This window comes from Dictyobacter kobayashii, assembly GCF_003967555.1.
GTDB lineage: Bacteria > Chloroflexota > Ktedonobacteria > Ktedonobacterales > Ktedonobacteraceae > Dictyobacter > Dictyobacter kobayashii.
Genome location: NZ_BIFS01000002.1, coordinates 798,830 through 820,413, shown reverse-complemented (window position 1 = coordinate 820,413; position 21,584 = coordinate 798,830). Strand labels below are relative to the sequence as shown.

General features: G+C 49.5%; 16 protein-coding genes. 8 read left to right on the top strand and 8 right to left on the bottom strand.

Annotated elements, in window-relative coordinates; translation table 11 throughout:
• Positions 1-444: 444 nt before the first annotated feature.
• Positions 445-2,310 carry a glycosyltransferase gene (locus EL645_RS30285; RefSeq protein WP_126555766.1) on the bottom strand — a complete coding sequence of 622 codons (1,866 nt, stop codon included), beginning with the start codon at positions 2,308-2,310 and terminating at the stop codon, positions 445-447.
• A 987-nt stretch (positions 2,311-3,297) separates the two neighbouring features.
• Here EL645_RS30285 and EL645_RS30280 point away from each other — a divergent pair.
• The 7 genes from EL645_RS30280 (at position 3,298) to EL645_RS30250 (ending at position 13,050) form a co-directional block, all read left to right on the top strand.
• Positions 3,298-4,680, top strand: a complete 1,383-nt coding sequence (locus EL645_RS30280) for a GH1 family beta-glucosidase (protein WP_126555763.1) — start codon at positions 3,298-3,300, stop codon at positions 4,678-4,680.
• Positions 4,681-5,554: 874 nt separating this feature from the next.
• Positions 5,555-7,252 carry an ABC transporter substrate-binding protein gene (locus tag EL645_RS30275; RefSeq protein WP_126555760.1) on the top strand — a complete coding sequence of 566 codons (1,698 nt, stop codon included), beginning with the start codon at positions 5,555-5,557 and terminating at the stop codon, positions 7,250-7,252.
• A 154-nt stretch (positions 7,253-7,406) separates the two neighbouring features.
• Positions 7,407-8,390, top strand: a complete 984-nt coding sequence (locus EL645_RS30270) for an ABC transporter permease (RefSeq protein WP_126555757.1) — start codon at positions 7,407-7,409, stop codon at positions 8,388-8,390.
• A 5-nt stretch (positions 8,391-8,395) separates the two neighbouring features.
• Positions 8,396-9,418 (top strand): ABC transporter permease, encoded by a 1,023-nt coding sequence (locus EL645_RS30265; protein ID WP_126555754.1) that lies wholly within the window; start codon positions 8,396-8,398, stop codon positions 9,416-9,418.
• Positions 9,418-10,554 (top strand): ABC transporter ATP-binding protein, encoded by a 1,137-nt coding sequence (locus EL645_RS30260; protein ID WP_126555751.1) that lies wholly within the window; start codon positions 9,418-9,420, stop codon positions 10,552-10,554. The genes EL645_RS30265 and EL645_RS30260 overlap by 1 nt, the downstream gene beginning before the upstream one ends.
• A complete protein-coding gene (locus tag EL645_RS30255; protein ID WP_246035631.1) occupies positions 10,551-11,648 on the top strand; it encodes an ABC transporter ATP-binding protein in 1,098 nt (365 codons plus the stop codon). The genes EL645_RS30260 and EL645_RS30255 overlap by 4 nt, the downstream gene beginning before the upstream one ends.
• A 286-nt stretch (positions 11,649-11,934) precedes the next feature.
• Positions 11,935-13,050 (top strand): LacI family DNA-binding transcriptional regulator, encoded by a 1,116-nt coding sequence (locus tag EL645_RS30250; protein WP_126555748.1) that lies wholly within the window; start codon positions 11,935-11,937, stop codon positions 13,048-13,050.
• A gap of 23 nt (positions 13,051-13,073) precedes the next feature.
• On the opposite strand, the gene EL645_RS30245 is transcribed toward EL645_RS30250, so the two are convergent.
• The 7 genes from EL645_RS30245 to EL645_RS30215 all read right to left on the bottom strand — a co-directional run bounded on the left by EL645_RS30245 (position 13,074) and on the right by EL645_RS30215 (position 20,984).
• Positions 13,074-13,613 carry an NUDIX domain-containing protein gene (locus EL645_RS30245; RefSeq protein WP_126555746.1) on the bottom strand — a complete coding sequence of 180 codons (540 nt, stop codon included), beginning with the start codon at positions 13,611-13,613 and terminating at the stop codon, positions 13,074-13,076.
• A gap of 771 nt (positions 13,614-14,384) precedes the next feature.
• Positions 14,385-15,314 carry an EamA family transporter gene (locus tag EL645_RS30240; RefSeq protein ID WP_126555743.1) on the bottom strand — a complete coding sequence of 310 codons (930 nt, stop codon included), beginning with the start codon at positions 15,312-15,314 and terminating at the stop codon, positions 14,385-14,387.
• Between the two features lie 351 nt (positions 15,315-15,665).
• Complete coding sequence (cydB, locus tag EL645_RS30235) at positions 15,666-16,676, bottom strand: cytochrome d ubiquinol oxidase subunit II (protein ID WP_126555740.1); 1,011 nt, start codon at positions 16,674-16,676, stop codon at positions 15,666-15,668.
• Between the two features lie 21 nt (positions 16,677-16,697).
• Positions 16,698-18,086: a cytochrome ubiquinol oxidase subunit I gene (locus tag EL645_RS30230; RefSeq protein ID WP_126555737.1), complete on the bottom strand. Its 1,389-nt coding sequence runs from the start codon at positions 18,084-18,086 to the stop codon at positions 16,698-16,700.
• A 107-nt stretch (positions 18,087-18,193) separates the two neighbouring features.
• Positions 18,194-19,159 (bottom strand): universal stress protein, encoded by a 966-nt coding sequence (locus tag EL645_RS30225; RefSeq protein ID WP_161977817.1) that lies wholly within the window; start codon positions 19,157-19,159, stop codon positions 18,194-18,196.
• Between the two features lie 164 nt (positions 19,160-19,323).
• Positions 19,324-20,367: an NAD(P)-dependent oxidoreductase gene (locus EL645_RS30220; protein ID WP_218032134.1), complete on the bottom strand. Its 1,044-nt coding sequence runs from the start codon at positions 20,365-20,367 to the stop codon at positions 19,324-19,326.
• A gap of 200 nt (positions 20,368-20,567) precedes the next feature.
• Positions 20,568-20,984: a winged helix-turn-helix transcriptional regulator gene (locus EL645_RS30215; protein WP_126555731.1), complete on the bottom strand. Its 417-nt coding sequence runs from the start codon at positions 20,982-20,984 to the stop codon at positions 20,568-20,570.
• A gap of 170 nt (positions 20,985-21,154) precedes the next feature.
• On the opposite strand from EL645_RS30215, the gene EL645_RS30210 reads away from it, so the two are divergent.
• Positions 21,155-21,508, top strand: a complete 354-nt coding sequence (locus tag EL645_RS30210; RefSeq protein WP_126555728.1) for a DoxX family protein — start codon at positions 21,155-21,157, stop codon at positions 21,506-21,508.
• Positions 21,509-21,584: the final 76 nt, after the last annotated feature.

The following is a 21,584-nucleotide window of genomic DNA, read 5'->3' as shown; positions in this document are numbered from 1 at the left end:
CCTTCTAATAATATATAGGACCAGAATAGAGAAGAACTATGGTGTCCTCTCTAGTATGTGCTGCCCAGGCTGCTAATCCCACATCATCCACACATCATCTACTAATCATTTCCATGTTGTTTTATGATGGGTTGGAGAAAATGTATGGCACATTTTCTCCAACCCATCATAAAACAGGACCGAACCCGTCAGCGCACGTCCACACAGGAGCAATTTGCATCCCATGTCCTTCGCACACTCTGTCCATGTGCTTTCACAGCTGGCGCGCCCGAACGATGTTTTTATAGTGTAGTGTAGAAAATGCGCTGTGCGCATTTTCTACACTACACTATAAAAACATCGTTCGGGCGCGCCAGCGCACGTCCGCATAGGATGATCAAACAATACAAAGAAGCCGTTCCCCATAACAACTGGGGAACGGCTTCTTTGTATTCAGAAATTATCTTATGCGGCGATCTCTTCGGCGTTGAGCATTGCCAGGGCCTTGACCCACTGATAATTGCCCTGGATGTTTTCTTCATCCAGCATCGCAGTTGCCAGGTAGAGCCAGCAGATGGCGTTCGGGATGGTCAGGTAGTCCCGGTTGGCCAGGGTTGCGGCGGCCGAGCTCATGCTGCCATAGAGCATCTCGTCGGTGAGCAGATCGAAAAGATGTTTGGCGACCTGGCTGGTATTGCCGGTCTCGACCAGGTAACCGGTGATGTTATCCTGAATCTGCAGTGGAATGCCACCCACGCGATACGCTACAACTGGTTTACCTTTAAGCAGTGCCTCGGTTACTTTGACCTCAAAGCCTTCTTTAATTGAAAGCTGCAATACAACTTCACTCTTGCGCAGTAAGGTATTCAAAATCTGGTCGCGATGCGGCAGGCGGGCCACCTTAATGTCATGAGCGAAATCGATGTATGGCTCGGTCTGCAGAATGCGCTTGATCAGGCTAAAGACAGGAACCCCATCTGGATCATCGATGGAACCATTGCCAGCGATAACCAGTTGCGGAATGGGCTTCTGCTCTTCGGCCAGCATATGGCGCAGCTGGCGGTACGCATCTAATACATCAGGAATACCTTTAGATGGATCGAAGCGGGCGATCTGGACGATATATGGTCGCTCGGTATCCAGGGGAGTCTGACCTTCCTGGATCAGGATCTTATTGAATAGCTTCAGATATGTCTCCATCTGCTTCTCGCTCAGTGGCTTGTTTAGTCCATCCACTGGATCAGTCGTAGCGGGCATGTAGAGTACTTTTTCAGCCGGCACGTTATCAGGGACAAACATTTTCATTGGATGGCTGATAAAGTAGTCTGCATGGCGGATGAAGTTCCACAGGAAGCTCCAGGTCGTATGCTGGGGCGTTCCCTCTTCCGTAGCCAGGTCAGCGACAATCTGAATATGCGAGCGATACAGTATCTTACAATCTGGATTGGCTTCTCTGATATAGGGAATCAAACCGGCTGGTTGTGGATCATCGATGACAATTACGTTTGCCTGTTTAAACACCGAATCCAGCGCCAATGCATTTTCCTGGCTCCAGCTCAGATAAACATCTTTATCTTCTTCAGTTAGCTCGGTTGATGGACTGGCAACATTTTGTAATACATTATGAATTTTGGTCTTGGTAATATCAAAAACTTCTTTTTTGGGCAGCAGGATATGCCAGTGAGCATCTACACCGAATAGCCGCAGCAAACGGATCAGTGCGTGGCGCATCAGGGCGACGCCACCACCCTGCGGTGTGGCATTGATAAAGACCAGGCGCTTGCCCTCAAATTTCTGAGCCAGCTGCGAGATCATTTCAAAATCTTCTGGCGTTACAGTAGAACGGTAATCCTCGATGGTTACTAATTCACTAACCACCACCTCACGATCAGCCGTCAATGGGACCTGGACCAGGTCGTTGTGATCAAATTGTAGACGTACCTGGCGTACGAGGTCCTCTGCTGTAGCTGACTGATCGACTCTCGCCTCGGCACGTAGCGGCACAATATCTTCTTGCATCCATAACTTTGCCGCTAAATCGGGAGCAAAATCTCCATCGCGCAGAGACGCGGCCACGAATTGCAGGTTGTGCTCTTGTGCTGCCTGCTTGAGCCAGTTCAACGCAGCCTCGTTAGCGTCAGCATCAAGCAGTTCCTTCTCATAGGCCACAACATTATGATTGGTATCTGATTCTGCTATTTCTAAATTTCCGTTCTGTAACTGCAGACTTACATATGTTGCAGTTGGAAGCGCAAGTTGTTCGAGTTGCATGGTTTGTGGCAGTTGCTCCTTTAATATAATATTATTGTTCTCGGATGCACTGACAGACATGTCCTCGTTTATAAGTGTTTTTGTTGGTGTACCATAAGATGTATAAGTCAATGTATTTTACCTCTACCTTGGAATAATGCTGACACCTACAGACTCATCAAATAGTGTTCTATCAGGTTAATCATCCGCTACTTATGATAACAATACTCGACCGCTTTCTTATTTCGATGGTTAAGTTTTATTGATTTCCATTGCTTGATTTTCGATAAGCGATTGAGCAATTGATGAGATTTATAATCTCGTTACTTTGTAAGAGGACATTCTAAGGTTGACGTATACGCGGGCTATAAGGCTTATGTAAAATTTCTATTTATATTATACAGTCAGTGAATGAGAAATTCTGTGCCTGATCTCACAGTATTATCACTGTTACATTAGTGAAATAGACCACAAATCTGGCCGCTTCAGCTCGATTTAATTTTTTATGGCTTTTGTAATACGAGTCAAAATCTTTCTCTTGTGGGTAGTACGAATTTACCATATAAATTTTACTGACATTGATAAAGTAGCCATGGGCGACCCATCATATCTATTTTCTACAGTTCAATCCTCAAGTCATCCTAATGCCTGCTATGTAGTGATTGTATATATTATGTATAACATAGCCTATATAAATATATGTTGGTCACCTCCGGATTTTTGAATATATTATTTTTATAGATAAAAACAATAGCAATTTATTTATGTAACAAATTATATTTATCTATGATATTTTATTATCTGGTTGCAAAAAATGTGCAATACACATTTTTTGCAACCAGATAATAAAATAGGTTCGGGCGCGCCAGCGCACGCCTGCCTGGGAGCGACACACTTTCCATGCTAATGGGAGTGTGACATTCTCTTGAAGAGTGCCTGGATGTATGAAATGTGGTAAAGTACAGGGAAGTTTCTGCTGGTCGATACCAGAAAACACTTTATTTCAACTACAACACATAGCTACTAGCAGGAATTACTAAACTATGTGTTACATTGAAGGAATTCGGTATGAAGAAGTTTGTGAATAATCATCAGTTGGCCTCTTTGTTCCCGAGGGACTTTATCTGGGGGGCGGCTACCGCTTCTTATCAGATTGAAGGAGCGACCCATGAAGATGGACGCGGTACCTCTATCTGGGATACATTCGCCGCTACTCCCGGCAAGGTCTACCTGGGTCATAACGGGGATGTGGCTGATGATCATTATCATCGTATGCCTCAAGATGTTGAGTTGATGTCTGGATTGGGCCTGGATGCGTACCGCTTTTCGGTTGCCTGGCCCCGTATTTTGCCCCAGGGCCGGGGAGAGGTCAATCAGCCGGGACTGGATTTTTATGATCGCCTGGTTGATACTCTGCTGGCCAAAGGCATTACTCCTTTTGCTACCCTCTATCACTGGGATCTCCCTCAAATTTTAGAAGATGCGGGTGGTTGGACCAATCGTGAGACCGCCTATGCCTTTGCCGATTATGCAGAGATTGTCGCTCGGCGTCTGGGTGACCGTGTGGCCGGTTGGATTACGCTCAATGAGCCCTGGTGTTCAGCGTATCTTGGCTATGGCAATGGCGCTCATGCACCAGGTATCCAGAATCGCCAGGCTGCGCTCGATGCTAGCCATCATCTTTTGCTGGCCCATGGGCTGGCTGTACCCCGTATCCGCTCTGTCATCGCGCCTGAAAAGCAGGTTGGTATCACACTGAATGTTTATCCTGTTTATGCTGAAGATGAGCGTCCCGAGACTTTGCGCGATGTCGCCCTGGCGGATGCCTTTTCCAATCGCTGGTTCCTGGATCCTCTCTTCAAAGGCCACTATACAGAGAACTTTTTTGCTGATATGGGGCTGAATGCTCCTCCCATTCAGAACGATGATCTTGCGACTATTAGTGTACCGATAGACTTCCTGGGTATTAATCTTTATTCCCGCCATCTGGTGCGTGGTTCTGAACAGAAGCCGCTGGCGGACGCCGTTGTCGGTGTTAGCCCTGTCCCCGAGGCCTGCTATACCGATATGGCCTGGGAGATCTATCCGACTGGTTTGAAGGATATGCTGGTGCGCTTGCATAAAGATTATCCTTCCATCAAGGCTCTCTATGTGACCGAGAATGGGGCCGCCTTCAGCGATAGCTGGGATGGCAAGAGTGAGGTGGTCAGCGATCCCCGCCGCGTAACATTTTTGCAGGAATATATTACTGCAGCAGGTGAGGCTATACAGGCAGGAGCACCACTAAAAGGCTATTTTGTCTGGTCTTTGATGGATAACTATGAATGGGCTGAGGGCTATCGTAAACGCTTTGGCGTCGTCTTTGTGGATTACACTTCTCAGAAGCGTATCCCTAAAGAAAGCGTACTCTGGTATTCATCGCTCATCAAAGAACACCATACATCCAACTAAAAGCTCCCGAGGACATAAAGCATCCCTCGCTCCAGGCTTAACCGCCAGAGCGAGGGATGCTTTATGTCTTTTTTGCCTATCTGGATTGAATTTTTGTGAGTGCCCTGGGGATTTCTATGTGAGTTTCTATTTTTGGGATCAACAACTATTGACAAAAGTATTTAGCTCTTTGTATACTTCTCGTAACCGATTACGAAAGCGATTCCGGAAACGGTTACATGGACGCACTTGCTGGACGGAAGCACTTTTCCCGTCTGCGATTGTTTTATCGCTACTAGCAAGTGAATAATTTGGTGTAGGAGATACCAGCCAGAAATTATATGAATGGCAGAGGAGCCATTTTTTTCTGGAGACAAGGATGACTGTAATGCAAAACATTGACGCTAATGCTATATCGTTACCCATCAATTACCCCCGCCTACTTCTCACAGTCTCTCTGTCTCTATGCATGCTACTAGAACAGCATGCCGCATTTGATTCACTGTAAGAGAGTGTCAGACTCTCATGATAATTGCCTGCGGTCTGCACGAGTTTTCGCACCTGTGGTGCTCAGAAAGCCGTTTTCTATGTTGGTGCAACAGGAGTGCGGATGCGCCCCTGTTGCACCAACATAGAAAACTAGCGCAGCCGCGCAGGCGGACGCCCGTGTGGGAGCGCTCGAGCGTCCCAGGAAAAAGTATGTCTGACACTCTGTAAAACCTTGTCTGGTCGCTTCATGGTTTCGAAGTGGCCCACCTATTTGGTATACCCATCTGTTTCTACGTGTGGAGAAACATGAAATAGATTGGTAGAAAAACAGTATATCCGGTCAACCGGTTTACTATTTTTTCTTAGATCGATGCATGATCTTTTTTATCCTTTAGGAGGTTTTTCTATGTCTTCTGAATCAGGAATGACACGGAAGCGTTTGGGAGCAACGTTGCTCACTTTATTTATTGTTCTGGGTGTATTGCTGACAGCTTGCGGTGGTGCTAACAATGGGTCCAACGCATCTGGTGGCAAGAACGATCGTATTCTTACGTTGCAGAATGGCCCGAATGGTGACTTCTCCAAGGCTCTCAGCCCCTACACAACAGCCGGCGTAAATCCCGGTGCCCAGGGACTTGTCTACGAGACCTTGCTTTATTTCGATCAGGCCAAGGGTGGCGAGATTACTCCCTGGCTGGCCGATAGCTATGAGTTTTCAAAAGATGCCAAAAGCATCACCTATCATCTGCGCAACAATGTGAAATGGTCCGATGGCCAACCTTTCACCGCCAATGATGTGGTTTTCACTTTTAACATGCTGAAAAAGTATCCAGCGGCCGATACCAATAGCCTCTGGAAGAGCATTAAAGACGTTGTTGCTGCTGATGATCACACCGTGAATATTACTCTGAATCAGAGCAATTCCACCATGTTGTGGTATACCGGTGGCCAGATCTGGATCGTTCCACAGCATGCCTGGCAGAATGTTGGTGATCCTACCAAATATGTCAATGACACTCCTGTTGGTACAGGCCCTTTCACTTTGAAGAATTTCACACCTCAGTTGATTGACTATGTCCGCAACCCTAACTACTGGCAGGCTGACAAAGTTGAGGTGCAGGAAGTTCGCTATCCTTCTTACAACACCAATACTTCGGTGGAACTGGACCTCAATCGCGGCAATCTGGACTGGACCGGTATCTTCTTGCCTAAGGTGCAGGATAGCTATGTTGGTCGCGACAAAGAGCATAATCACTACTGGTTCGCACCACTGAGCCCTGTGATGCTGTATCTCAATACCGCTAAATCTCCTTTTGACCAGCTGAACGTACGTCAGGCTATCAGTCTGGCCCTGGATCGTGATCAGATGTACAAAGTGGCTGAGAGCGGCCATGAGCCAGTTGCTCATCCTTCAGGCCTGGTTACTCCTGCCTATGATAACCTGGTTGCCCCTGAGTATAAAGACGCCGCCTTCAAACAGGATATTGCTAAGGCTCAGCAGTTGATGGAGAGTGCGGGCTTTAAGAAGGGCGCCGATGGTATCTATGTGGGTACCGATGGTAAGAAGTTGAGCTTCAAAATTGGTGTGGTGACTGGTTGGAGCGACTGGGTGACTATCTGTCAGATCGCTGCTAGCAACCTGAAGCAGATTGGTATCGATGCCCAGGTTGATCCACAGGCCTATACCGCTTACTACACATCCTTGCAGACCGGCAGCTTTGATATGGCAGTCTCCTGGACAAATGCTGGTCCTTCTCCCTACTACATGTTCAATGGCCTGCTGAATAGCAAAAATACCGCTGCTGTGGGTAAGGTTGCTGCTTCTAACTGGAGCCGCTGGCAGGACCCCCAGACCGATAGCTTGCTTAATCAGTATGCGACCAGCACAGATAAGACGGTACAGCAGACTGCTTTGAATGGCCTTGAGAAGATCATGGTTGAGAAGTTGCCTGCCCTGCCACTTGTCTACGGTGTCAACTTTGCCGAGTATAGCTCCGCGAAATTCACTGGCTGGCCTACTCCTGACGATCCATATGCTCTGGCTGCACCTTATTCGGTGCCAGATGTCGGTGTTGTCGTCACTCACTTGAAAGCCGTCAAGTAAGATCCGGGAGAGAAAAATAGTATCTCTATTCTTCTCTCCCCTTCCTGTGAGGGGATGGCCTCTCTTACTACTGGCTTTCCCCTCAACCCTCTTCAATCTGATGTAAGAGACAATCCTCCATCGATCGAGATATTTGTTAGAAGGAGCTGACTACATGCGTCACCTGTTACGTCGCATTGGCTTCTATTTGATAGCCTTATGGGCGTCAATCACACTGAACTTTTTTATTCCGCGCCTGGCTCCAGGTAGCCCTGCGACAGCTTTAATGGCACGTTTCCAGGGACGCATTGATCCGCAGGCGTTACAGTCCTTAGAGATTCAGTTTGGTGTGAGCCATGATCCTTTGTGGATACAATATTTCCAATATTTAAATAATCTGTTTCATGGTAATCTGGGTACCTCTGTTACCTATTTCCCTTCTCCGGTGAATGCGGTTATCGCGCAACAGATGCCGTGGACGTTGGTGCTGGCAACGGTGGCCTTGCTGATCAGCTTTACGCTGGGTTCTCTGCTGGGTGCTCTGGTTGCCTGGAAGCGTGGTTCATTTCTGGATAGTGTGGTTCCTCCGTTGCTGGCCTTCTTTTCGGCGATCCCATATTTCTATCTGGCCCTGATCCTGTTGTATGTGCTTGGTTTTATGCTAGATCTGTTCCCCTTGCATGGTGGCTACGATATCTCGGTGGTGCCTGGCTGGTCGCCTGATTTCATTTTTAGCGCGGTCCAGCATGCGCTCTTGCCAGCTTTCTCTTCTGTACTGGCCTCGATGTCAGGCTGGGTGATGGGTATGCGTAACTCGATGATCACGACGCTTTCCGAGGATTATGTGTTGATGGCCCAGGCTAAAGGGCTTCCCGAGCGCCGGGTGATGCTGCGTTATGCGGCTCGCAATGCGATCTTGCCGAATATTACTGGTTTTGCGATCTCGCTGGGTTTCGCGGTAGCCGGTCTGTTGCTGGTTGAAATGGTCTTTTCCTATCCCGGTATTGGCTTCTCCCTGCTACAGGCTGTGCAGCAATCCGATTATGCTTTGATGCAGGGTATCTTCCTGTTCATCACGGTCGCTGTACTGGCCGCCAATTTCCTGGCTGATCTGGCCTATGCCATCCTGGACCCGCGTGTTCGCCAACAAAGGAGTTAGCCAAAGTGAGCAATCATCCATTCTCCTCTCAGGAACCTGATAAACAGACAAGCACGATTACTACTGAGCCTGTTGCGAGTGCGGCCCAATCCACTGTGGCCTCGGCGGTGCCCGGTATCGTTACTCCGGCCGCGGTGACAGGACGCCAGCGCGATGTGTTCAGGGTCATCACTAAAAATCCTAAAGTGACTGCGGGTAGCTGTATCGTTGGATTTTTCCTGCTGGTCGCTCTTTTTGGCCCTTTCTTTATCCATGTCGATCCCAATGCTTTGAGCGCTGATAGTATGCTGCCTCCTTCGCCCCAGCATTGGTTTGGTACCACCCAGACCGGGCAGGATGTTTTTGCTCAGGTGGTTGTCGGTACCCGCTCTTCGATCCTGTGGGGCTTTTTGACTGGCCTGGTGGTTACTACTATTTCGGTCCTGGTTGGCCTGGTCGCTGGCTACTTTGGCGGCTGGGTCGATGATACGATCTCGCTCATCACCAATGTCTTTCTGGTGCTGCCGAGTTTCCCACTGGCCATTGTACTGGCGGCTTTCTTCCCTGTTAAGGGTTCGTTGACGATCGCAGCGGTAATTATGTTGACCAGCTGGGCGTATAACTCGCGTGTGCTGCGTGCTCAGACCATGACTATGCGTAGCCGTGATTTTATTGAAGCCGCCAGGGCCAGCGGTGAGTACTCCTGGCGCTTGATCTTCATGGAAATCTTGCCCAATGAGATCGCGATTGTGACCTCCGGTTTTATCGGCACGACCGTCTATGTTATTTTGACGGCGGCCAGCCTGGAGTTCCTCGGCCTGGGCAACGGTGCGAATAATATCAGCTGGGGCACCATGTTGTATTGGGCCCAGAATGGTAATGCGGTGCTGGAAGGTGCCTGGTGGTGGTTCTTGCCTCCTGGCTTATGTATCGCGATCCTGGGTGCGGGCCTCTCTTTAATGAACTATGGCATCGATGAAGTGGCGAATCCTCGCCTGCGCAAAGAACCAAAGATCAAACTAGCAAAAGCAAAAAAGGTGGTGGCCTGATGAGTAGTCGTGAAGTGTTGTTAGAAGTTAAAGATGTGAGTGTGGACTATAGCGCTTCCAATGGCGCGGTCCACGCTGTCGATCATGCCAGTTTTACCCTGCATCGCGGTGAGATTATCGGTCTGGCGGGTGAGAGTGGTAGTGGCAAGTCTACGCTGGCCTATGCGATTGCGCGCCTGTTGCGTCCACCCGCCATGACAACTGGTGGCGAGGTTTTGTACTATCCACGGGTACAGCAGGATGGCAGTAATAAGGCCTTCCTGCGTGCTTTAAAGAAAGACAAAGCTGGTGCCGAGCTTGGCCCGGTGGATATTCTGGAATTGACTCCTGCCCAGTTGCGCACGTTCCGCTGGAATGAGCTCTCGATTGTTTTTCAGAGCGCGATGAATGCTCTCAATCCAGTGATGACGGTTGGCAAGCAAATTATGGATGTGCTGGAAGTACACCAGCCCTCGATGGGACCCGATGCGCGTAAGAAACGCGCCATTGAGCTGTTGCGGCGCGTTGGAATTGCGGCCGATCGCCTTAATAGTTATCCCCATGAGCTCAGCGGCGGTATGCGTCAGCGTGCCACCATCGCGATTGCCCTGGCCCTCAATCCCGAATTGATTATTATGGATGAGCCGACGACGGCCCTGGATGTGGTGGTGCAGCGTGAGATTCTGGATATGATCAGCGAGCTATGCCAGGAATTCAATATGGCCCTGATCTTTATCACCCATGATCTTTCGATGCTGCTGGAACTGGTGGATCGAATTGCGATTATGTATGCGGGCCGCTTGATTGAGATGGCTGATCGCGATGCTATGTTTGAGCATCCGCGCCACCCTTATAGCTACGGTTTGCTGAATTCATTCCCTCGTTTGCATGGTCCGCGCCGCCGTATGGTTGGTATTCCAGGTTCCCCGCCCGATCTACGCAACGTGCCGGCTGGCTGTCCTTTCCATGAACGTTGCCCGCTGGCTTTTGAAGCCTGCCATACTGTGCGCCCATCTTTACAGCCGGCTGTTCCAGAGATACCTGGACAACTGGTCTCGTGCCATTTATATACTCCGACCCTCACACCAGATATGCCATCGACCGCTGAGCTGGCGGCTAGCTATGAAGCTCTGGCAGAAAGGAGCAAGGTTAGATGAGCCAGGACGCTATGAGTCATAATTCGACGGCCACAGAAAATGTGGAGACCCGCAAACCGATTCTGGAAGCGGTCAATTTGCAGAAATATTTTCCGGTCAATCAAAACAATCCATTCGCTCCCAAGCAATATGTGCACGCGGTCGAGGATGCGACCCTTGCGCTCTATCCCGGTCATGCTACAGCGCTGGTGGGAGAGAGCGGTAGCGGTAAGACGACGATTGCTCGTATGTTGGCCCGTATCTATGATCCAACTGGGGGCACGATGCGCTTCCAGAATGAGGATCTCAAGTTGTCGCGCAGCTCATCGTCACTGCGTTCTTATCGTCGCCATGTGCAGATGGTTTTCCAGGACCCGTTTGGCTCGCTCAATCCTGTGCACAATATTCGCTATCACCTGAGCCGGCCGCTGCGTATCTTCGGCCATGCCCGTAGCCGCAAAGAGGTCGACGAGCAGGTATTAGCATTGCTCAATCGCGTCAGCCTGACCCCGGCTGAACAATTTATTGAGAAGTTCCCGCACCAGTTGAGTGGTGGGCAGCGCCAGCGTGTCGCCATCGCGCGCGCCCTGGTCGCCCAGCCAGAAGTATTGCTGGCCGACGAACCAGTTTCGATGTTGGACGTTTCGATTCGTCTGGATATCCTCAACCTCTTGCTACGGCTCAAGGACGAAGAGCATATCGCCTTGCTCTTCATCACCCATGATATTGCCAGTGCCCGCTATTTTGCCGAAGATACCCTGGTCATGTATGCCGGACAGGTCGTGGAGGGTGGTCCAAGCGATGAAATTATCCAGACGCCCAAACATCCCTATACCCAGTTATTGCTATCGGCGGCCCCTGATCCACAGAGTGTGCGAGAGAAAGGCAAGAACAAACTACCAGCGCGTGGTGAAATCCCCAGCTTGATTAAGCCACCCTCTGGTTGTCGTTTCCATCCACGTTGCCCGCATGCCATGCCTATCTGTAAAGAACGCGTGCCAGGTCGAACCGACCTTGGCAACGGACACTGGACAAACTGCTTCCTCTATGGAGAAGGCGTCGCTGAAAACGGCTCATCCGTCATCACGACCGTCCCCAACCAAAAAAAATCGTAGAGACAGTAGCCCCATAAAAAAAGCGGGGACGCAAGGGGCCAGGGAAAGCGCCCAGGAAAAGCGGGGACGCAAGGGGCGACCAGCCCCTTGACTGGGGGTTTGGGGGCTGTGCCCCCAATCTCCTCCTTTTGTTGCGCCGCCGCAGGCGGCGCAACAAAAAACTACCCTTTTTGAAATGCAATACACATCTTTGTGCGTTTTTTGTGGTATAGTATTTTTAACTGAGCGCTAGCCCCCTATATAATAAGAAATTATCAGAAGTTAGTAAGGAAACAAAGAGGCGTCTATGGCGACAAAACTCACCATTGACGATATTGCTCGCCTGGCAGGCGTATCGAAGGCAACGGTTTCTCGTGCAATGAATGGAAAACCTGACGTCGATCCTGCGACCCGCGAACGTATCTTGAGCATTGTAGAGAAAGAAGGCTTTAAGCCAAGTGCAACCGCCGTTGGCCTGGCGGGTCGCAGTCATTTGATCAGCGTTCTGATTCCCTCGATGGCCTCCGAGACCTATATTTTCGATATTTTGCGAGGCGTGGCCGACGTCGTTACCGAAGCCGGTTACGAACTGGTCCTTTATAGCGTCAATGAAAATGCTCAGGATAATAATCGCAATACAGTCATAGATCGCATCTTGACCTCGAAACTATCGGCTGCCTTGCTGGCTATTTTGCCGGGTCAACTGGGAGGGCATATCGCGCAATTATATAAACCGGACTTCCCTATCGTTATGATTGATGATAGCGAGCCGCCGAGCGATAAGATGCCCTGGGTGGGTGTCAGAAACAGTGAAGGTGCTCGTAAAGCAGTATTTCACTTATATAGCCTGGGACACCGACGAATTGCCCATGTCACCGGACCCCTGCAAAGACTCTGTTCGCGCGAACGCCTTGAGGGTTATCGTAGTGCGTTGGCCGATCTCGGCCTGGAGTATGATCCTGCGCTGGTTGTCTCCGGTGAATTTTCAGCGCCTTCAGGTCATGCCGCGGCCCTCCCTTTATTTAATTTGCCTGCTGACCAGCGACCGACCGCTATTTTTGCCGCCAATGATTTTATGGCTTACGGTATTATCGATGCAGCCCATAGCTATCACCTGCGTATCCCTGAAGATATAGCCCTGATTGGCTTCGATGACACTTCTTCCTCAGTCCATATGCAGCCATCTTTAACCACTGTTCGCCAGCCATTTTATGAGCTGGGTCAGACCGGTTGCCAGCTGCTTTTCTCTCTCCTCGAGCAATCGCGGTCCGGGCGCTTTCAGGCCTATGGGAAGTCATTTTCATCTTTCGCCACCATGCATGCAAAGGACTTTAAGCAAGTGGCTGCTATGCCTGCCCATATTTATCTGGACACAGAATTAATGGTCCGTAAGTCCTGTGGTGCCGATCTGCCTGTTCGCTAGCCTTGCTAGCGCTACTAAAAGCTTCAGACCTCAGATTGCGCAGGGATCGCTATCTGTGTATAGGCTAGCTCAACTGGCGGATCGGTCTGTGGGCTCTCGAGTTGTCGGATGATTGAGGGGACGCCTGGCACAGCCTCTCCGGCCAGGAGGGTAGTGGCCAGTGTCTTTAATTCTTTGGGCCAGAGGGGAAGCTGAGGAACTGTGGCTAGTGGAATCCAGGCTGGTATTGGAAAATCAGGTCCCTCTTGTTGTAAGGTTTGCCCTGCTCTGATCGGATGGGCATAGACATGCACCTCCAGTGTATATCCATAGTGCATCCTCTTATGGGGACAGGGTGCATAAGTAGGATAGATCCATTCTCCCAGGAAGGCGATGCTGGTGGCCTCTACCTCGATTCCGGTCTCCTCGCGAACCTCGCGGGCGGCACAATCCAGCAGGCTTTCATATGGTTCTAACCCTCCTCCCGGCAATCTCCACGTACCATCGTCATTTAATAAAAGTATTTGATTTTCTTGCAAGACAATTACGCGTGTGCGAATATTGTCATAAATATTCTGGCTCATCTTTTCTCCTTTCTCTGCCAAGCTTCAAATATGGTACCAGTCAGGTACATCCCTGCTATTTGTACCATAATGCCATCCTAAACGCTAGCGGGCGTGCGCATTCGCGCCCGAGCCCATTTATATGTTGTTGCGGCAGGGTGCGATGCACCCTGCCGCAACAACATATAAATGGGCTCGGGGTCAGGTACACCCTGCTCCCTTTTATGTAGGGTTGGGATCAGGGTGTACCTGACCTTGACCGCACCTCTCTCTAAATATTATGAGCGCAGCTCTATTTTATAGTAATAAGTGCAAAAAATGTGTCCACATCTTTGCCATCGCAACCTGAAAAGCATTATGAGCGCAGCTCTATTTTATAGTAATAAGTGCAAAAAATGTGCCCACATCTTTACCACCGCAAAATGAAAAGCATTATGAGATTAGCTCTACTTTATAGTAATAAGTGCAAAAAATGTGTCCACATCTTTGCCATCGCAACATGAAAAGCATTATGAGCGCAGCTATATTTTATAGTAATAAGTGCAAAAAATGTGCCCACATCTTTACCACCGCAAAATGAAAAGCATTATGAGATTAGCTCTACTTTATAGTAATAAGTGCAAAAAATGTGTCCACATCTTTGCCATCGCAACATGAAAAGCATTATGAGCGCAGCTATATTTTATAGTAATAAGTGCAAAAAATGTGCTGGGCACATTTTTTGCACTTATTACTATAAATGGTCGGGCGCGAATGCGCACGCCCACACGCGCCAACGTCGTTATATGGGAGCTAGCCCCACCTAGCTCCCATATAACGACCCCCCAACCCCTTTTTAAAGGTTTTGTGATTGATGATGCGTTGTTCAGAGATAAAGATGCCGAGTAGGATTAAAAACACACCCAGCCACTGGACCAGGGTGATATGTTCATGCAATACCAGGGCGGAACTGGTGATGACCACCGGCAACTCAATTGAACCAAGGATTGAAGCCATCGCAGAACCCACCACCGGGATGCCCCGCGCATACAGATAGAGCGGAATAATCACGCCGAAGAGCCCCAGCAGGACCGCGAAGATCCAGAGATTTGGTCTGGTTGTGCCATTGAAAAGGAAGAATGGCGGGAAGATAAGCAGCGTGGTGATAGCTGACCCGCTGACCATCAAGGTGCTGCGCAGAATGGATGGTACCTGTAACTCGACCCGTCCATTCACGGCCAGATTTCCTGTATAGCTGGCGGCGGCCAGTAAGCCAAAGATAACTCCAATCAGGTTGAGGTGTTCGAAATGCAATGCCTCATAGCCAGCCGCCAGTACCGTTCCAATCAACACTACCACAATCGCGATCCATTGGCTGACTGTTGGCCGGCGTCTCTCAAGCAACCAGGCCAGCAAAAATCCCATCCAGACAAACTGGAATAGCAAGATTACGCCGAAGGATGCCGAGAGCCATTGCAGTGCCAGGTAGTAGAAGACACCGGTCAGCCCACCAAAGACGCCGCTGGCAATTAACTTACCAATTGTCATTCTTGAAAGCGTGCGCAAGTCTTTAAAGGAAGGGATACTGAAGAGCCAGAGGCAGAGGCAGCCAAATAATATCTGACTACTTGTGATCTGCGCCGTCGAAAAACCCTGGCTATAGCTTATTTTGACAATGGTCGATAAAATGCCGAAGGAGGCCGCACCTATCAAGACCAGGATGCTGGCGGTCAATCTTTTCACAACGAATTTCCTTCTACTGATATGCTCAGAAAGTAGGTAGAGCCGGCTATCTGGTCAGCGTGTCATACCTTTGCAGGCAAAAAAAAACCAGCTCTACACCCATCACATAGATGAGGTCTAGCTAGAGTGAGCCGATACTGCCGGTTAGGAAACCCGTATTTGTTATATGAAGCAATAGGAAGATGCCAGATTATATATGTATCTATGCTTCTCTGCTCATTCAGCAACTTTTACGCGGCCAGATTATACCATCCCTACAAAGTCGCTGTCAATCGCGCGGGGTATGGAGTGTGTTTGGTGGACGGCCGCGGCCATCCACCAAACACACTCCATACCTGAAAGAAGGTGTATCTAATATTCGGCGCTGGGTTTGAGGATACGTTTGCGGAAAACCCAGTAGTTCCAGGCCTGGTAGCCCAGGACGATAGGGACAAAGATCAGGGCTACCCAGCTCATGACGGTCAAGGTATAAGGGCTGGATGAGGCGTTATAGATGGTCAGGTTCCAGGCTGGATTGAGGCTGGAGATCATGACACGCGGGAATAGTCCCTGGAAGATGGTGAAGGTGGAGAGGACTATGGTGAGCCCCGTCATGATAAATGCCCAGCCACTGCGTTGGTGGCGCAGAAACCACAGGACCAGCGCCAGGGCGACTCCAGCACCGATGGGGGCAACGCCGGGATCAATACCCAGGTGGCCGAAGACATCGGTGACAAAGTAGCCGATGATGACATAGAGTCCAACCAGGATGATGGCTGGTAACCAGAGTTTCTGGGCCGCACTATGGGCGCGCGCGTTCATTTCTCCGGATGTTTTCAGGTCGAGAAAGATTGCGCCGTGGAGTAGGAAGAGCGCGACGAAGGCCAATCCACCTAATAGTGCATAGGGATTGAGCAGATTCCAGAAGCCGCCCACATACTCCATGTGGCTGTCTATGGGAACTCCTTCGATGATATTAGAGATAGCCACGCCCCACAGAAAACCAGGTAGGGCGCTACCAATAAAGATGGCCCAGTCCCAGAGTGTGCGCCAGCGCTTGCTTTCATCTTTATTGCGAAATTCGAAGGCCACGGCGCGCAGTATCAGTGCCACCAGCATAAGCATCAAGGCCAGGTAAAAGCCACTAAACAGGGTCGCATACCAGTTGGGGAAGGCCGCGAAGATTGCGCCACCGGCCGTAATCAACCAGACCTCATTGCCATCCCAGAAAGGCAAAATTGTTTCAACTATCTGGCGTCGTTCCTCATCTTTTTTGCCCAGGAATGGCATCAGCATGCCTATGCCGAAATCAAAGCCTTCGAGGAAGAAGAAGCCGATGAAGAGGACCGTGATCAAGATAAACCAGACAATATTGAGATCCATGATGTGTTTCTCACCTCTCTATTAATATGCACCCACGACAGGCTCTTCTTGTACTATACTCTCAACTGGCGGCGTAGGATCATCGCTGTGTTTGACATGTTTGACCATCAGGTAGACATCGGCGATAGCCAGTACAGCGTAGAGCAGGGTGAAGACAATGAGTGAGATTAACACACTGGATGCCCCAACGGTTGGCGAGACTGCGCTACTTGTCTTGAGCAGCCCGAAAACAATCCAGGGCTGCCGTCCGATCTCAGTCATTATCCAGCCAGTTGTGTTGCCGATATACGGTAAGGCGATGCAGAACGGTAGCACCCAGAGGAGCCAGCGGATATTTTCCAGCCGTTTGCGCATAAAGAAGAAGAGGGCCAGCAGGCTGATTAAGATCATGGCCATGCCGGAACCGACCATCAGACGGAATGACCAGTAGGTCACGGCTACCGGCGGTACATAGTCACCAGGACCATATTTGGCGACGTATTCTTTTTGTAGTTCGTTGATGCCTGGAACGGTGCCGTTTGGCGTGTTATAGGCCAGGATACTCAAGGCGTCGGGTATCTTGATCGCGAACACATCCTGGCGACTATTCTCGTTGCCGATGGTGAAGAGCGAGAAAGCTGCCGGATCTTCCGAGGTCCACAGTGCTTCGGCTGCCGCCATTTTCATTGGTTGGGTCTGAATCATATGCTGGGCCTGGGTATGACCGGCCATTGCTACCAGGATGCTGGAAATGACCCCGGCCGTAATGGCGATGGTGGCTGAATGCCTGAACATATCCAGATCACCTTTTTGGCGTAGCAGTTTATAGGCGCTGATACCCAGTACAAAGAATGCGGCCGTCGCGACGCCGGCTGTCAGAACGTGTGGATATTGGACCCAGAGATTAGGATTGCGCAGCAGGGCAAAGAAGTCTGTCATTTCAGCGCGCCCGTTGCGTAGTGTATAACCGACCGGCTCTTGCATAAATGAGTTCGCTACCAGGATCCAGAAGGCCGAGATATTAGAACCGATAACCACCAGCCAGATGGCCAGCAGGTGGAGTCTTTTCGGAATGCGATCCCAGCCGAATAGCCAGATACCTAAAAAGGTGGATTCCAGGAAGAAGGCCAGCAGGGCCTCGATTGCCAGTGGTGCCCCAAAGATATCTCCCATAAAACGTGCATAAGAAGACCAGTTCATACCAAATTGGAATTCCTGGACGATACCAGTGGCGATACCCATGGCGAAGTTAATCAAGAAGAGGTGGCCCCAGAATTTAGCCATGCGTTTATAGGTTTCATTGCCGCTGCGCACATAGATGGTCTCCATGATTGCTACCAGCAAGGAGAGTCCGAGTGTCAATGGAACAAAGAAAAAATGATAAACGGTAGTGATACCAAATTGCCAGCGGGCCAGTGTTAAGGCATCCATACGTCCTCCGTGACGTTAAAATAAATATGAATATGTGACTTTTTAAAATGATTGGATGGGATGGACTTTTACAGTGCGGCTACATCCCATCCCTAGAGAGCTATGCGTTAATGTTTTCCTGCCTTGGCCGCTTGTTCCTGCAGGCGTATTACCAGGAGTGGTAGCCGTGTCTCGCCCAACATATGTTCGCTGACATGTTCACCGAACCAGTAGCTGATGCCATGATTGCCATGCGTCACAACCGCGATTGCATCATATCCTGCATAAGGATTATTCGGGGTCGCCAGTCCCTGTTCAGCAGTCTGAATAATGGTCCTGGGAATATCTATATCCAGCACCACTGAAGAAGTTACCTCTAAAGGTAGTGCTCCACTCATTTTTTGTTGGATACTGTCTTTGAGTTTGTTCAGATGGATCCTTGACTCTTCAATCGCGCGCTGATTTGTTTCGTCCGCAAGTTTCTGGCCAGCATGACGTGGTTTTACAATATGGAGCATGTGCAGCTTGCCTACATGGGGTACCGAAAGGGCGGCGCTTAGCTGCGCAGCTGGCAGCAGCGCTTGTTCAGCATTATCTGTACCATCTAGCGCTACCAGGACGCTGAATTGCTTTTCGCTAATAGCGGTATCGATACAACCATCTCTAAGAATAAGGAGCGGAACTGAACTACTGCGGATCAATTCCTGTGCGATACTGCCTAGCACCAGGCGCTTAAAGCCGGTTGCTGCTCGACTGCACATCACAATCAAGTCAATATGTTTCATGTGTGCTAATGATGGCAACAGCTTATGAGGAAGACCAGAGAGCAGTTCGGTCTGGATTACTATACCTCGGAGGAGCTTTGAATACACAATGTTCTCCAAATAGTTCTCGGCCTCGCGAACCTCTTCATCATAGCATTCTTCCATGCTAATTGAGCCATCCATCAGGGTGTAAGGATATTCTCGTGGCTGCGCAAGGATGCGCACAATTGTCATGGTTGCTCCTGTGGAGCGTGCGATCCTGGCGGCTACCGGGAGTGCCTGTTCTGCGCAGGCCGATCCGTCTACTGGAACAAGTATATGCTGCAACATAGACATCCCTCTTCTATTCTTGTGACTGCAACAGTGTCTACTTTTATAGTAAAGGTGGGGTGTCACAATGGAGTCACTGGCTATAAAACATGGATCACATTTGTGTCACGACCACCTCTACCAGCTATGAATGTATAAATGTATAAAGCGCGCGGCTTCTTGGCTTAGACCGTGACTAGCTCGGGTAGCTTTACCAGGTTGGTGGGTCTACCCTGGGCGAAGGCATAAACATTCTCAACGGTAGTATCCAGGATGCGCCGTAGCGCTTCCGTGGTATTGAAGGCAACATGCGGTGTAATAAAGACATTCTGGCGCTTCTGTAATGCCAGGGTTGCCTGGTAGAGTTTATCTTGATCGCTGTTGCTAGCGCTCGTTTCAAAATGTTGCAGCAACTCTTCCCCCTCAAGCGCGTCCAACCCGGCCCCTCTGAGTATGCCTGCTTCCAGTGCCCAGGCCAGAGCCTCGGTATCGACCAGCGAGCCACGGGCGGTATTGATAAGGATGGCGCCTTTTTTCATACCTGACAGCGAGTCCCGGTTAATTAGATGATATGTGCTGGGTAGTGCCGGTGCATGCAGGGTCACGATATCCGCATTGCTCAGCACCTCCGCGCGTGATGTATAGCGGAAACCCAGTACCTCAGCGGCAAATTTATTTTGGACTATGTCGTTTGCTATGACCTCCATACCAAAGCCCCGGGCAATGCGGATCACATGCAATCCGATGGCGCCGGTTCCGATTACACCCAGGGTTTTTCCATAGAGATCAAAGCCCTGCAGGCCTTCCACACTATAGTTTCCCTCCTTGATGCGATCGTAGGTGGTCTGCATTTTGCGCGATAAGGTGAGGAGGAGCGCGAATGTATGCTCGGCGACCGCCGTTTCACCATAGCCTGGTACATTGGCGATGAGAATACCACGCTCGGCTGCGGCTGCGCGATCAATATGATCATAACCAGTTGAACGGGTCGCGATTAATTTCAGGCGGGGCATGGTTTCCAATTGAGCGCGTTTAATATGTGGTTGAATGAACGGCAAGAGAATATTGGTTCGGGCCAATGTATCTTTATCCACCTCATCCAGGGTGCCTTCCAGGATGGTGAGTGAGAAATCTTTATCCAGCTTCATCGCGAGATATTTTCCATCTTCTTCATTGATAGTTGGGACCAGAATATGCATGCGGGTATCATCGTGTGAAGTCAGTGACATGGCTCTGTGTCCTTCCAGGATATAATTGTTTTTTTATTATTGCGCCTTTAAGATCGCAGTAATGTTTTTATTTCTTTTCCTGAGAAGAGTATAGTTTTTTACCCTCACATTGCGGTCACGGTCCGTGAGGGTTGAATCACATCCATGTCACAGGCACTGGTCTATCCGGTCGGCCCTGAGCACGCTCAGCTAGACAATGCTTATAGAGTGTCTTGATCGCAGGGAGGTTTTTCAGTGGAGAGCTGACAATCGTTGTTGCTGGGGGCAGGCAGGTTGGAGAGATGTTTGTTGCCAAATTTTTCCAGGGCCGCGATGACGTCCCCTAGTTCTTGCCCTTTTTCAGTTATATGATACTCGACCCGTGGTGGAATTTCCAGAAACGCCTTGCGTTGCACAAATCCCAATTCTTCCAGTAATTTGAGCCGATTGGATAGGGTCTTAGAACTAATATGATTTAACGTTGCTCGCAAAGTATTGAAGCGCATGGAACCTCGTAAGAGATTCATGATGATTAATAACACCCAGCTATCTCCCAGAAGATGGATGGCACGGCCTAGAGGGGTGGCGGTGCAGTCATTCTGCTGATTTGTTCCATTTGCTTGATCAGATACTTTCATAACCTAACTATAGCATTATTTTTCAGAGAAAACAACTCACTTGACAAATGTAAGTTTTCAATATAATCTTAGTTTCGTAAGGAAACTAATAGGCAATGGGAAACTATTTTGTATCGACTTCCTGCTGCCAGAATAGAAGATGTGCTTACAAAGATTGGAGAATATCTGAAATGTTTATAGCGTATATCGTCCTTGCCGTTATCATGTCGCTGCTTCTCGTTATGTCCGGTGTGGGCAAGTTAAGACGCGATCCCCGTATCGTCCATTCAATCCACGAGGTCATTGGAGTACCGCTGCGCTGGCTACCATGGTTGGCTGCCTGTGAGTTCGCCGGAGCGGCTGGTCTGCTGATTGGTATTGTCTGGTGGCCCCTGGGTGTTGCCGCCGCCATCGGTGTAATCGCCTATTTTATTTGTGCCAGCATCGCCCATATGCGCGTGCGAGACTTCAAAGGTCTATCAGGCCCGCTACCAATCTTATTATTTGCAGTGATCGTCCTCGTCCTTCGCATCTTAAGCATCTAACAGCAACATACCTTATCCTTCCTCAACTATGAGTCATCCCGGATTTTTCAAAAATCCGAAAAACGGGTTTCGCGCT

Excerpts from the sequence above, each read along its gene's own strand:
- EL645_RS30280 (WP_126555763.1), top strand. The coding sequence starts at position 3,298 with ATGAAGAAGTTTGTGAATAATCATCAGTTGGCCTCTTTGTTCCCGAGG.
- EL645_RS30210 (WP_126555728.1), top strand. The coding sequence starts at position 21,155 with ATGTTTATAGCGTATATCGTCCTTGCCGTTATCATGTCGCTGCTTCTC.
- EL645_RS30250 (WP_126555748.1), top strand. The coding sequence starts at position 11,935 with ATGGCGACAAAACTCACCATTGACGATATTGCTCGCCTGGCAGGCGTA.
- EL645_RS30225 (WP_161977817.1), bottom strand. The coding sequence starts at position 19,159 with ATGTTGCAGCATATACTTGTTCCAGTAGACGGATCGGCCTGCGCAGAA.
- EL645_RS30220 (WP_218032134.1), bottom strand. The coding sequence starts at position 20,367 with ATGTCACTGACTTCACACGATGATACCCGCATGCATATTCTGGTCCCA.
- EL645_RS30215 (WP_126555731.1), bottom strand. The coding sequence starts at position 20,984 with ATGAAAGTATCTGATCAAGCAAATGGAACAAATCAGCAGAATGACTGC.
- EL645_RS30245 (WP_126555746.1), bottom strand. The coding sequence starts at position 13,613 with ATGAGCCAGAATATTTATGACAATATTCGCACACGCGTAATTGTCTTG.
- EL645_RS30230 (WP_126555737.1), bottom strand. The coding sequence starts at position 18,086 with ATGGATGCCTTAACACTGGCCCGCTGGCAATTTGGTATCACTACCGTT.
- EL645_RS30255 (WP_246035631.1), top strand. The coding sequence starts at position 10,551 with ATGAGCCAGGACGCTATGAGTCATAATTCGACGGCCACAGAAAATGTG.
- cydB (WP_126555740.1), bottom strand. The coding sequence starts at position 16,676 with ATGGATCTCAATATTGTCTGGTTTATCTTGATCACGGTCCTCTTCATC.
- EL645_RS30260 (WP_126555751.1), top strand. The coding sequence starts at position 9,418 with ATGAGTAGTCGTGAAGTGTTGTTAGAAGTTAAAGATGTGAGTGTGGAC.
- EL645_RS30285 (WP_126555766.1), bottom strand. The coding sequence starts at position 2,310 with ATGTCTGTCAGTGCATCCGAGAACAATAATATTATATTAAAGGAGCAA.
- EL645_RS30275 (WP_126555760.1), top strand. The coding sequence starts at position 5,555 with ATGTCTTCTGAATCAGGAATGACACGGAAGCGTTTGGGAGCAACGTTG.
- EL645_RS30270 (WP_126555757.1), top strand. The coding sequence starts at position 7,407 with ATGCGTCACCTGTTACGTCGCATTGGCTTCTATTTGATAGCCTTATGG.